Genomic DNA, 12,234 nt, shown 5'->3' with positions numbered 1-12,234 from the left:
CATGACTGACATGACACATTTATATTACGATAGCAGAACAGGCAATGTACAGCGCTTTATTGACAAAGTAACTCAGATTACAGGCTGGACGGCGCACCGTATTCATGACGACATGGTGGTCGACACACCGGGACACCTCATTACTTTTACGACTAATTTTGGCAAAGTCCCCCCGCTGACTGAAGAGTTTTTAAAAACGCAGCACCATAACCTTTTTTCGGTGACATCAAGTGGCAATCGCAACTGGGGAAGAAATTTTGGCGCTGCCGCGGATAAAATTACGGAACAATACGACATCCCAATTGCTTTCAAATTTGAGCTATCGGGGACCATGGAAGATATTAATCAATTTATAGACATCATAAAAAATCAATACTATGATAGCAAACGAGGTAGCAAAAAACTGGATATTGCTTAATAACGAAATCATGATTAAACATGATGACGAGTTCAGCCTCCACAAAGATAAAGAGGCCGTTCGCGCCTATTTTCTAGAGTATGTCAATAAGAATACGGTGTTCTTTTACAATCTAAAGGAAAAAATTGATTATTTGGTAGAAAACGACTACTATATCGACTTTTATCAATGGTTTACGTTTGAGCAAATGCAAGAAGTTTACAATTTTGTATATGCGAAGAAATTCCGTTTCCAATCCTTTATGGCGGCTTTTAAGTTTTTTCAAAGCTACGCACTACGCGACGACACGGGAGAGAAATTCTTAGAACGCTACGAAGATCGTGTCGTGGCAGTATCCTTATTTATGGCACGGGAAGAGGGAGTCGAAAAAGCTATCCAATATGCTGAAATAATGATCAATCAAGAATATCAGCCTGCTACCCCCACATTCTTGAATGCTGGAAAAAAACGTTCTGGAGAACTCGTTTCTTGTTTCCTGGATGAAATAGGAGACAATCTGAACGGTATTGGCTATGCTGTCGACTCCGCAATGAAATTATCGTCGATAGGTGGAGGTGTATCCTTTAATATCTCAAAAATCCGCGCACGTGGTGAGTCGATAAAAGGTGTAGATGGCCGTGCTGGTGGTGTATTACCTATCATGAAGATTATGGAAGATACATTTTCCTATGCCAATCAACTAGGACAACGTCCTGGGGCTGGAGCGGTATACTTAAATATTTTCCACTCTGATATAGAAGAATTTCTAGATTGTAAAAAGATTAATGTCGATGAGAAAGTACGTATTAAATCGCTATCCATCGGTATCATCATTCCTGATAAGTTTATGGAGCTGGCCGAAAAAGACGAAGCCTGCTACTTGATTTATCCACATACCGTAATGCTAGAGTACGGCAAGCCTCTTGACGAAATGGATATGGATGAGATGTATGACGAGTTAATCACGAATCCAAACGTTAAGAAGAAAAAAATTAATGCCCGCCACATGTTGGTGAAAATAGCACAAACACAAAAGGAATCTGGCTACCCATATATCTTCTTTAAGGAAAACGCAAACCGTTCACATGCATTGAATGGAATAGGGAAAGTTAAATTCTCTAACTTGTGTACAGAAATCATGCAAGTCTCGCAAGTTTCCGACATCGAAATTTATGGTAGAGAAGACACGATCCGCTATGGTATTTCATGTAATCTTGGCTCGTTAAATATCGCGACGGTAATGGATAATAAACGAATCAAAGAGACGGTAAAAACCGCAATGCGATCGTTGACAGTCGTGTCTGATGTAACGAATATCGAGATGGTACCTTCTATCGCAAAAGCGAACCGCGAATTGCACTCGGTAGGTTTAGGGGCAATGAATTTACATGGATTCTTAGCAAAAAGCTTTATCATGTACGAGTCGACAGAAGCTTTAGATTTTGCAAATACGTTCTTCATGATGATGAACTATTATTCGTTAGAAGCATCTATGGAAATTGCAAAAGAACGCAACAAAACATTTACAGGTTTTGAAAAATCAGGCTATGCCGATGGTTCTTATTTTGACATGTACCTAAGCCGCGAGTACACACCTAAAACAGATAAAGTAAAAGAATTATTTGAAGGAGTACATATTCCTTCCATATCTGACTGGACAAATTTGAAAGGGTTAGTACAAGAGCACGGGATATATCATGCTTACCGCTTAGCTATTGCTCCTAATCAATCTACCTCTTACATCATGAATGCAACTGCATCCGTAATGCCGGTAGTCGATATCATTGAGGTACGTGAGTATGGAGATAGCACAACGTATTATCCTATGCCCTATTTGACAAATGACAATTATTTCTACTTTAAATCGGCATACGATATGGACCAATTCAAGGTATTAAAGCTTGTTTCGGTAATCCAACGGCATATTGATCAAGGTGTCTCAACGATTCTTCATACTAACTCAAAGGATAGTACACGCGACCTATCTAAATACTATATCTATGCCCACAAACTAGGCTTAAAATCTTTGTATTACACACGTACACGCAAGTCAAGCATTGACGAATGTGTCTCGTGTTCGGCATAAAAACGAATGTTAGACATTAGATCTGAAATATTAGAGAAACAAAGTCAATAGAATATTACATCGATATTTTTTTTGATTTTTTCAACAACGTAGGCAAGCACAGGTTTTCCATTGTCAGTACTGTTTCCAACCACCGGCGGATAATAGGTTACACTGATTTTTAAATTTTAAATTTGACTTTTTAATTATTTTATGAGTAAACAATTTACAGCGGTAAACTGGAACACCCCGGACAACGATTATGCATTAATGTTTTGGGAGCAAAATATCAGACAGTTCTGGATTGATACAGAGTATATTCCTTCAAAAGATATTGATAGCTGGAAAGGCTTAAGCTGGGATATGAAAGAATGCTATAAAAAGGCGTTGGGAGGTTTGACCTTATTGGATACATTACAAAGTCACACGGGCATGCCTAAAATTATCGATCATATAAATTCATTGCAAAACAAAGCTGTGCTATCTTATATGTGTATGATGGAAGCCATACATGCCAAGTCATATTCTACCATTTTTTCCACAGTATCGACAACAAATGAAATAAACGATGTATTTGGTTGGGTAGCGGAAAACAAATTTTTGCAATATAAGGCGGGAACCATCGACAGATATTATCGTGCGATCGATAAAGAAAATGTTTCTGACGAAGAATTATTCATGGCATTAGCTGCTTCGGTATTATTAGAGTCATTCTTGTTTTATTCAGGCTTCTTCCTTCCACTGTGGCTATGTGGACAAGGACAAATGGTCGCATCTGCTGATATTATTAAAAAGATTGTGGCAGATGAATCTATACATGGTGTATTTGTAGGTTTAATCGCACAAGAAGTATATGCAAAGCTATCCAACAAAGAACAAGTCAAAGAAAAATTTCTCGCTTTACTTAATGATTTGTACGAAAACGAAATCAAATATACCGAAGAACTTTATACTGTTGTAGGTCTTACTGCAGAAGTAAAAGAATATGTGCGATACAATGGAAACAAAGCCTTAATGAATTTAGGATTTGATCCTATTTTTGAAGTAAAGCAGGTAAATCCAATCGTATTAAACGGTCTGAATACCGAAACAACACAACACGATTTTTTCTCTAAGAAATCAACAAACTACGAAAAATCAATGGAGATCGTCCATTTAATGGATGATGACTTTAAAATGGATTCTACCGTAGAAGTTTAAAAGTATTTTTAATAAATAAGCATATCGCATTACGACGTGCTTATTTATTAAAAATTCCCTTCTTCATTTCGTTACCACTGATCCCGATCCAATAACAACAGCATCCTACGTTCTATCTTTTATACTGTCAATATTCAAATTTGCCATAGAAAATTACACTTCAATTTTTAATGCTCCGTTATATCTTCCCGGAATCAATTCATAAACTATTTTATTTTTCATCCAGAAAATTATATACAAACTTACGCAAGCAGCATTATTTTTATTTTACCTATTTTTGCGTATATGAGTCCCTGTTGATATGGCATTCAATATAATCGCATTAATAATTATTGCGGTGTGTTTAATCGCACGGCATTCATGAGTACCTGCTGAGCCGAATTCAGGAGGAATAACTATAACTTGAATTATATACGACTCCCGCATACTGCAGGCAGATATATAAATAAAAAAACAAATAGATGAAGGTAATAGCGGTAGGCAGAAACTATGTAGATCACGCGAAAGAGTTAAATAATCCAGTTCCAGAAAAGCCTGTTATTTTCATGAAACCGGATACGGCTATCTTAAAAGACAATAAGGACTTTTATTACCCGGAATTTTCGAACGACGTACATTTTGAAGTAGAAGTAGTGATTCGGATATGTAATGAAGGGAAACATGTTTCTCCAAAATATGCATATAAATATTATGACGCACTAGGCTTGGGAATCGACTTTACAGCTCGGGATATTCAATCCATCCATAAAGAAAAAGGTTTGCCCTGGGAGCTCGCAAAAGCTTTTGATCATTCAGCTGTTATCAGTAATTTGATTCCAAAGGAAGAATTTGAAAATGTAAAAGAACTCGCCTTTTCGCTATCAAAAAATGGCATAACTGTTCAAGAAGGCAATACTAAAAATGTTATGTTTGATTTTGACAGCCTTATCGTCTTTATCTCGAAATATATCACGTTGCGGAAAGGCGACTTGATTTATACGGGTACCCCTGCAGGCGTAGGTCCGGTTCAAATCGGAGACCAATTGGAAGGATTTTTGGAAGGTAGGTCTATGTTCATCTGCAATATAAAATAACTATGATTAAACTTATCCTGTTCTTAAGCTGTGGAATGCTCTATTTAGCTTCATTCGCCCAAAATAATAGCATAATTACTTCGAGAAATTATCCTCAAGGCTACTTTCGTAACCCATTAAATATTACACCCGACGCTTCGGGCACATTTGGAGAGTTGCGTTCAACTCATTTCCATGCCGGTGACGACTACCGCACGCAACAGCGAATCGGCCTTCCATTGCATGCTGCTGCAGAAGGATACGCCGCGCGTGTCCGTGTGCAAATCGGAGGGGGAGGCAATTCTGTCTATATTGATCATCCCAACGGATATACTTCAGTTTATCTCCATATGGACAGCTTTAACGATGTGCTTACAAATATCGTTCGTGCCGAGCAATATAAGCAACAACGATTTGATGTCGACATCGCGCTCAAACCCGGTCAGGTACCTCTAGCCAAAGGCCAACGCATTGGCGATGCCGGAAATACCGGAGGCTCAGGTGGTCCACATTTACATTTTGAAATCAGAGATACTAAAAGCCAGCATCCTTTAAACCCACAATTATTCGGTTTACATTTTACGGATCGATTTAATCCCACGATTAGTGGTGTCACCATCTATGATCTTAATGATGGGATTTTCAATGAGCATACACCTAGAAGACATCAAAAGGTGAAGGCCGTCAATTCAAGTCGATATACGTTGGCCTCGCCGGCAGTAATCCCAGTAAATGGCAAATTCGGTTTAGGGATCAATGCGATCGACAGACATCGCACTGGTGGATTTCGAAACGGTGTATATTCTATTGAACTATTTATAGATGCCCAACCTATTTCAACGGTTATCTTTGAAGAATTAGACTTCAATACTTCTAGAGGGATTCATTCCTACATCGATTACCCCTATTGGAAATTAACAAAGGCTAAAGTGCAAAAAAGCTTTAAAGATCCGGGTAATCCAATTGACATTTTTAAGCTACTAGAAAATCAGGGGATTATCGAATTGGAGGATAATCTTGTTCATGACGTAAAATATGTCGTAAAAGATGTGCATGGGAATTGCAGCGAATTAAATTTTAAAGTACAAAATAAAGCAACTTATATCCCAAAACCGAATCCCCGGTTGGGAATTCAACACTTCTCTTATAACAAAGAAAATAAATTCGAGGCCCCTAATATTAAAATTGACATGCCGATAGGTGTATTGTATGACCAGTTGGATTTTCAATACAGCGAAGGACCGCAAGTGGCTACTGGATATTCCTTATTGCAAAAAGTACACAATAGTTTGATCCCACTATTTAGTTCGTATAAATTGAGTATCAAGCCGACTAATCTTCCTACACACTTACAAACCAAAGCTCTAATTGCTTCGGTTGAGTCTGGCTCTGAAGGAGGTAAATTTGAAAATGGTTGGGTAACTGTAAACACCCGTAATTTCGGAAACTTTTATGTCGCCGTAGATACGATTGCTCCCACTATCACTCCACGTAACCTCAGTAACGGCAAAAATGTATCGACACAATCCAAAATAGATTTTACGATATCCGATAACTTCTCAGGAATTCAGTCTTTCGACGGTTATATTAACCACGAATGGGTATTAATGGAATACGACTCCAAGAACAGGCACCTGTGGCATCGCTTTGACCCTTCGTTACCCAAGGGAACTTATACATTCAAGCTCGTTGTAAAAGATTGGAAAAACAATGAAAAAGTGTATGAGGTGAAATTTACAAAATAAAATCAGGAACAAGGAGTAAAGACGACCATGCTTCTTGCTCTTTAATCTTAAATATATGGCAACAATACAAATAGGAGATAAAGCTCCTGAAATCATCGCGAAAGATCAAAAAGGTGAGACGGTAAAACTTTCCGATTTCAAAGGGAAGACAGTTATATTATATTTTTACCCAAAAGATAATACGCCCGGTTGTACTACCGAAGCTTGCAATTTCCGTGACAATTATCAAAGCTTGGTTAACGATGGATTTGAAGTAATCGGTGTCAGTATTGACAACGAACAATCACACCAAAAATTCATCGCTAAGTTTGAGTTGCCTTTTACTTTGCTAGCGGATGAAGATCAAAAAATTGTTAACGACTATGGTGTTTGGGTGGAGAAAAACATGTATGGAAAAAAATATATGGGCACTGCCCGTACAACTTTTATCATTAATGAAAGTGGAATTATCCAGCACATTATCAAAAAAGTAGATAATAAAAATGCGACACAGCAGGTTCGGGATTTGTTATCCCATCCCTAATCTTTGTTCTTTTATCTTTGTTCTTTTATTTATATTTGCGACTTATGAGTAAGCAAACAGACGACTTTTTCAAAAATATTATTTCTCATGCGAAGGAATACGGTTTTGTATTCCCTTCAAGTGAAATTTATGACGGTTTAAGTGCCGTTTACGACTATGGCCAATTAGGTTCGGAATTAAAAAACAATCTAAAGACCTATTGGTGGAAATCTATGGTGCAGCTGAATGAAAACATTGTGGGTATTGATGCTGCAATTTTCATGCATCCTACTACCTGGAAAGCTTCAGGTCACGTTGATGGATTCAACGATCCGATGATAGACAATAAAGATTCTAAAAAAAGGTACCGCGCCGATCAACTGATCGAAGATAAAATCGATCGATATGAAAAGGACGGTAAAACAGATAAAGCAGCACAATTACAAAAAGATCTAGACGATGCATTGAATGCAGATGACCTTATCCGCTTGAAAGCTATAATCGAAGAGCATAATATCGTTTGCCCTATTTCAGGAACTAAAAACTGGACTGATGTACGTCAATTCAATTTGATGTTTGCTACGCAAATGGGCGCTATGGCTGATGGTGCAGAACAAGTATATCTTCGTCCTGAAACCGCTCAAGGTATTTTTGTAAATTTCCTGAATGTACAAAAGACAGGAAGAATGAAAATCCCATTTGGGATCGCTCAGATTGGTAAAGCTTTCCGAAATGAGGTGATTGCCAGACAATTTATTATGCGCATGCGCGAATTCGAACAAATGGAAATGCAATTCTTTGTGCGTCCAGGTTCGGAATTGGAATGGTATGAGAAATGGAAAGACGCACGCTTAAAATGGCATTTGGCTTTAGGTTCCAATCCAACCAAATACCGTTACCACGATCATGTAAAACTTGCACACTATGCGAATGCCGCCGTGGATATAGAATACGAATTTCCATTTGGTTTCAAAGAGGTAGAAGGCATTCACTCCCGCACTGATTTCGATTTAAAACAGCACCAAGAGTTCTCAAAGAAAAAAATGCAGTACTTCGATCCGGAAATTAATCAAAATTATATTCCGTATGTAATTGAAACTTCGATTGGTCTGGATCGCCTGTTCCTTACTGTACTAGCTAATTCCTTAGTACAAGAGGATCTATCTACTGAAGAAAAAACAGACACGCGTACAGTATTGAAATTCCATCCCGCTATCGCTCCGGTAAAAGCCGCTATCTTACCTTTGACAAAGAAAGACGGTTTACCGGAAAAAGCTCGCGAGATAATGGCCAAACTGAAGTTAGATTTCAATATTCAATACGATGAGAAAGATGCGATCGGTAAACGTTACCGTCGTCAAGATGCAATTGGCACTCCTTACTGTATCACGGTAGACCACCAAACACTGGAGGATAATACAGTCACTATTCGCCATCGCGATAGCATGCAACAGGAACGTGTGAATTCAGATGATTTAGAAAAAATAATAGGAAATTTGGTCAGCTTGACCAGTTTATTGAAACAACTGATCTAGCAGATCCATTTGTAATAAAAAAAGGTAGCATCACTGACAGCGATGCTACCTTTTTTATTTTCATATTTCTGATTATAAAATATCTCTTAAAAGATCTATATATAACTTCACTCCGTCTTCAATCTCATGGAGATATATGAACTCATCTGCCGTATGCGAACGCGCCGAATCCCCCGGACCGATTTTTAACGATGGTATAGGCAACAAGGCCTGATCACTCATGGTCGGACTTCCATAGGTCTTTTTACCTAATTTTATACCCGAAAGAACGATGGGATGTTGAAGGTCTATAGTTGAAGAATTTAGACGTGTAGAACGTGCTATTACTTCCGATTGCACCTGGGATTGAATGATGTTCAACACTTCTTCGTTGGAATACATATCAGTTGTGCGTACATCTACAACAAACGAACAGGAAGCAGGAACTACGTTATGTTGAGAACCAGCATTAATCATAGTCACAGACATCTTAACAGGCCCCAGATACGATGATATCTTCTCAAATTGATAGTTCTTAAACCAATAAATATCTTCCAAGGCATTGTATATTGCATTTACACCTTCCTCACGAGCGGCATGTCCTGATTCGCCGTGAGCGACACAATCCAATACCATCAACCCCTTCTCAGCCACTGCTAAATCTAAAAGCGTGGGTTCGCCTACTATCGCAAATTCACAAGAAGGAACATGTCTGTAGGCTTCTTCAATTCCATTTTTCCCAGATACTTCTTCTTCGGCTGAAGCTATGAGACAAATATTATATCTCAAATCTTTTTGGGAATAATAATACAAAAATGCAGCGATCAAGGATACAAGGCAACCTCCAGCGTCATTACTTCCCAATCCATACAGTTTACCTGCTTCTATCGATGCCGCAAATGGATTTCTGGTGTAACCAGGATTAGGTTTGACCGTGTCGTGGTGCGAGTTCAACAGCACTGTAGGCTTGTCTTCATCAAAATGTTGATTATAAGCGATTACATTATTGCCTACGAGATGCGCGTCTACACCAAATTTCATTAAATGTTGACCAATTAAAGATGCAGTACCTTCCTCCTCTCTGCTAAATGAGGCTATAGTAATCATCTGTTTAAGCAAATCAATACTATCATCGGTCAACTGGGCAATACTAGTCATTATATAGACCTCCGGCTTGTTTAGCGGAGAATTTGATCCCTTTTATAAAAGCAGAGCTAAAACCATTGTGTTCCATTTCATTTAAACCTGCTATTGTACATCCTTTAGGTGACGTCACCTTATCGATTTCGCTTTCGGGATGACTATTTGTCTGCAACAACAAATCTGCAGCCCCTTTAGCAGTTTGTATGGCCATTTTTAACGCATCATGAGCATGAAATCCTATTTCGACCCCTCCTTGCGATGCCGCACGAATACTCCGCAAGAAAAAAGCAATTCCACAGGCACATAAAGCCGTCGCAGATGTCATCAAATCCTCTTTAATCACAACTACTGAACCAACTGTTTCAAACAACCGTTCTACCACGGCAACTTCCTCCGAAGTGGCAGTATCCGTTGCGATACAGGTCATCGACTGCCCAATAGCTATAGCTGTATTAGGCATTGCCCGCACCACTATCGTATCAAGTCCTAGCACTTCTTTGATATGAGCACAAGAAACTCCAGATGCGACAGAAACTACAATTTGACCGGATGATAATGCAGGATGGATTTCTTCCATTACTTTCCGAATCTGCTGAGGTAAAATGGCCAACACAATAACTTCGGCACCTGCAATGGCTTCTTGATTATTTGCACTCACATCAAAACCTAATTCTTTCTCTTCCTGAAGGGATTGTAGGGTACGTCTCGTCAGTGTTATATTATTCGCATGATATTCATTAGATTTTACTAAGCCTTTTGCTAGTGCTAATCCGATGTTGCCCGATCCAATTATAGTTACTTTTCTCATACAGTTTAGTTTGATTATTTTATTGCTAAGCAAGTACCAAATTTACCTTGTTGAAATAAGTGTAAATTTAAAGCATTACCAATATAAACATTTTTAACGCCTTTACTAATGGCATTGAAAGCATTGTCCAACTTTGGAATCATACCTTCGCTAATGACGCCTTGGGATTTTAACTTTTCAAAACTTTCGACGTTGATACTTTCTATGACAGAATCTTCATCACTGATATCGGTCAGTACACCATTTTTCTCAAAACAATAAATTAATGACGTTTCATACAATTCAGAAAGAGCCAACGCTAGGGATGAAGCTATTGTGTCAGCATTTGTATTTAATAATTGTCCATTTCCATTGTGAGTAATAGCCGAAAACACCGGGGTAAAACCAGCATCCAAGAATTTCTTTATGGACAACGTGTTGACCGAATCTGCTAAAATATCTCCAGCGAAACCATAATCGATATCTTTTACCGGTCGCTTAATTGCTTTAATCACATTTGCATCAGCACCACTTAACCCTAGGGCATCGCAGCCATATTTTTGCAACGTCGCCACTATATTTTTACTTGTAAGTCCAGCATATACCATGGTAACTACATCCAACATCTTCTCATCCGTAATACGGCGTCCATCTACCATCTTTGCTTCGAGCCCCAAATCAGAAGCCAAACGGGTGGCTATTTTTCCGCCACCGTGTACCAATATTTTTTTGCCGGGAATAGCTGCGAACTTCTCTAGAAAAATCATCAATTGATCACTATCATCAATTACATTTCCACCTATCTTTATTATATGTAGTGTGCTATTTGACATCTATTATTTAACAATTTATTAGTTCAAATTCTCTAAAATACGCTTTAAAACAACTTGCGCTGCCCACACCCGATTGCCAGCTTCTTTAACAACTAATGAATTAGGCCCATTCAATATCTCAGAAGAAAGCTCCAAATCACGTCTTACCGGAAGGCAATGCATTACCTTAGCATCGTTCGTTATCTTTAGCTTCGCGTTGTCCATCATCCAGTTTTCTCGAACTGGATAAACTTCACCATATTCATTGTAAGACGACCAATTTTTGACATATACAAAATCTGCATTCGTCAACGCTTCCTCCAAACTGGAAGTAATGGTGGCTCCCTTTGTAAAATCTTCACTCAATTCATAACCAGCTGGCTGAGCTATGGTAAACTCTAACAAATTCTCACTTTGGGCTTTACACATCCACTCTGCAAACGAATTTGGCACAGCCTGCGGCAATGCTTTTACATGTGGCGCCCAAGCTAAGACTACTTTTGGTTTAATTGTCTTTTTGTATTCGGTAATAGTAATCAAATCTGTCAAGCTCTGTAATGGATGTCGGGTAGCACTCTCCAAGGAAACCACAGGAACGCCGCAAAACTTGATAAATTTATTAAATAGATCTTCATTATAATCTGCTTCCTTATCTTTTAACGAGGGAAAAGACCGCAAACCCAAAACATCGCAATATTCACCCATAACAGCAGCCGCTTCACGAATATGTTCTACTGTCGTACCGTCCATAACGACGCCATCTTGCGTCTCCAAAGCCCACCCGTCCTTATCCATATTCATTACCATCACAGTCATACCTAAATTTGTAGCAGCTTTCTGTGTACTAAGACGAGTGCGCAGACTCGGATTCAAGAATACTAACCCTAATGTCTTATTTCTACCTAATGTATCATTTACATGCGGATTAGCCTTGAGTTCAAGAGCCTCCCTTACAATAGTATCTAAATTATCGACATCAGCTACTGAAAAAAATTTCTTCATATCTTAATTTATGCT

General features: G+C 38.5%; 11 protein-coding genes. 7 read left to right on the top strand and 4 right to left on the bottom strand.

Annotated features, from left to right (window positions below):
- Positions 1-10: 10 nt before the first annotated feature.
- From nrdI to FAZ19_RS03465, 7 genes are all read left to right on the top strand, one after another.
- Positions 11-418, top strand: coding sequence for a class Ib ribonucleoside-diphosphate reductase assembly flavoprotein NrdI (gene nrdI / locus FAZ19_RS03495; protein WP_136819196.1), 408 nt, complete (start codon positions 11-13; stop codon positions 416-418).
- Entirely contained in the window at positions 378-2,483 is a 2,106-nt protein-coding gene (gene nrdE, locus FAZ19_RS03490) for a class 1b ribonucleoside-diphosphate reductase subunit alpha (protein WP_136819195.1), read from the top strand. Before nrdI ends, nrdE begins: the two co-directional genes overlap by 41 nt.
- Before the next feature lie 192 nt (positions 2,484-2,675).
- Complete coding sequence (gene nrdF, locus FAZ19_RS03485) at positions 2,676-3,662, top strand: class 1b ribonucleoside-diphosphate reductase subunit beta (protein WP_136819194.1); 987 nt, start codon at positions 2,676-2,678, stop codon at positions 3,660-3,662.
- Between the two features lie 461 nt (positions 3,663-4,123).
- A complete protein-coding gene (locus FAZ19_RS03480; protein ID WP_136819193.1) occupies positions 4,124-4,735 on the top strand; it encodes a fumarylacetoacetate hydrolase family protein in 612 nt (203 codons plus the stop codon).
- A 2-nt stretch (positions 4,736-4,737) separates the two neighbouring features.
- Positions 4,738-6,459: a M23 family metallopeptidase gene (locus FAZ19_RS03475; RefSeq protein ID WP_136819192.1), complete on the top strand. Its 1,722-nt coding sequence runs from the start codon at positions 4,738-4,740 to the stop codon at positions 6,457-6,459.
- 55 nt (positions 6,460-6,514) lie between these two features.
- Complete coding sequence (gene bcp / locus FAZ19_RS03470) at positions 6,515-6,982, top strand: thioredoxin-dependent thiol peroxidase (protein WP_136819191.1); 468 nt, start codon at positions 6,515-6,517, stop codon at positions 6,980-6,982.
- A gap of 44 nt (positions 6,983-7,026) precedes the next feature.
- Complete coding sequence (locus FAZ19_RS03465; RefSeq protein WP_136819190.1) at positions 7,027-8,496, top strand: glycine--tRNA ligase; 1,470 nt, start codon at positions 7,027-7,029, stop codon at positions 8,494-8,496.
- 72 nt (positions 8,497-8,568) lie between these two features.
- Here FAZ19_RS03465 and FAZ19_RS03460 read toward each other — a convergent pair whose 3' ends face one another.
- Genes FAZ19_RS03460 through FAZ19_RS03445 form a run of 4 tightly spaced genes read right to left on the bottom strand, consistent with a single transcriptional unit; the run spans position 8,569 to position 12,219 of the window.
- Entirely contained in the window at positions 8,569-9,633 is a 1,065-nt protein-coding gene (locus tag FAZ19_RS03460; RefSeq protein WP_136819189.1) for a M20 family metallo-hydrolase, read from the bottom strand.
- The gene (proC, locus tag FAZ19_RS03455) at positions 9,626-10,426 is read right to left on the bottom strand and encodes a pyrroline-5-carboxylate reductase (protein ID WP_136819188.1); all 801 of its coding nucleotides are present in this window, start codon (positions 10,424-10,426) and stop codon (positions 9,626-9,628) included. The genes FAZ19_RS03460 and proC overlap by 8 nt, the downstream gene beginning before the upstream one ends.
- Positions 10,427-10,440: 14 nt before the next feature.
- The gene (argB, locus tag FAZ19_RS03450; RefSeq protein ID WP_136819187.1) at positions 10,441-11,238 is read right to left on the bottom strand and encodes an acetylglutamate kinase; all 798 of its coding nucleotides are present in this window, start codon (positions 11,236-11,238) and stop codon (positions 10,441-10,443) included.
- A gap of 18 nt (positions 11,239-11,256) precedes the next feature.
- Positions 11,257-12,219 carry a Rossmann-fold NAD(P)-binding domain-containing protein gene (locus tag FAZ19_RS03445; RefSeq protein WP_136819186.1) on the bottom strand — a complete coding sequence of 321 codons (963 nt, stop codon included), beginning with the start codon at positions 12,217-12,219 and terminating at the stop codon, positions 11,257-11,259.
- Positions 12,220-12,234: the final 15 nt, after the last annotated feature.

This window comes from Sphingobacterium alkalisoli (assembly GCF_005049105.1).
GTDB classification, from domain to species: domain Bacteria; phylum Bacteroidota; class Bacteroidia; order Sphingobacteriales; family Sphingobacteriaceae; genus Sphingobacterium; species Sphingobacterium alkalisoli.
The sequence above is the reverse complement of the archived record's forward strand: the minus strand, read 5'-3'. Positions and strand labels throughout refer to the sequence as shown.

Bases quoted from the DNA above. Each gene is read 5' to 3' on its own strand.
- nrdI (WP_136819196.1), top strand. From the start codon at position 11: ATGACACATTTATATTACGATAGCAGAACAGGCAATGTACAGCGCTTT.
- nrdE (WP_136819195.1), top strand. From the start codon at position 378: ATGATAGCAAACGAGGTAGCAAAAAACTGGATATTGCTTAATAACGAA.
- nrdF (WP_136819194.1), top strand. From the start codon at position 2,676: ATGAGTAAACAATTTACAGCGGTAAACTGGAACACCCCGGACAACGAT.
- FAZ19_RS03480 (WP_136819193.1), top strand. From the start codon at position 4,124: ATGAAGGTAATAGCGGTAGGCAGAAACTATGTAGATCACGCGAAAGAG.
- FAZ19_RS03475 (WP_136819192.1), top strand. From the start codon at position 4,738: ATGATTAAACTTATCCTGTTCTTAAGCTGTGGAATGCTCTATTTAGCT.
- bcp (WP_136819191.1), top strand. From the start codon at position 6,515: ATGGCAACAATACAAATAGGAGATAAAGCTCCTGAAATCATCGCGAAA.
- FAZ19_RS03465 (WP_136819190.1), top strand. From the start codon at position 7,027: ATGAGTAAGCAAACAGACGACTTTTTCAAAAATATTATTTCTCATGCG.
- FAZ19_RS03460 (WP_136819189.1), bottom strand. From the start codon at position 9,633: ATGACTAGTATTGCCCAGTTGACCGATGATAGTATTGATTTGCTTAAA.
- proC (WP_136819188.1), bottom strand. From the start codon at position 10,426: ATGAGAAAAGTAACTATAATTGGATCGGGCAACATCGGATTAGCACTA.
- argB (WP_136819187.1), bottom strand. From the start codon at position 11,238: ATGTCAAATAGCACACTACATATAATAAAGATAGGTGGAAATGTAATT.
- FAZ19_RS03445 (WP_136819186.1), bottom strand. From the start codon at position 12,219: ATGAAGAAATTTTTTTCAGTAGCTGATGTCGATAATTTAGATACTATT.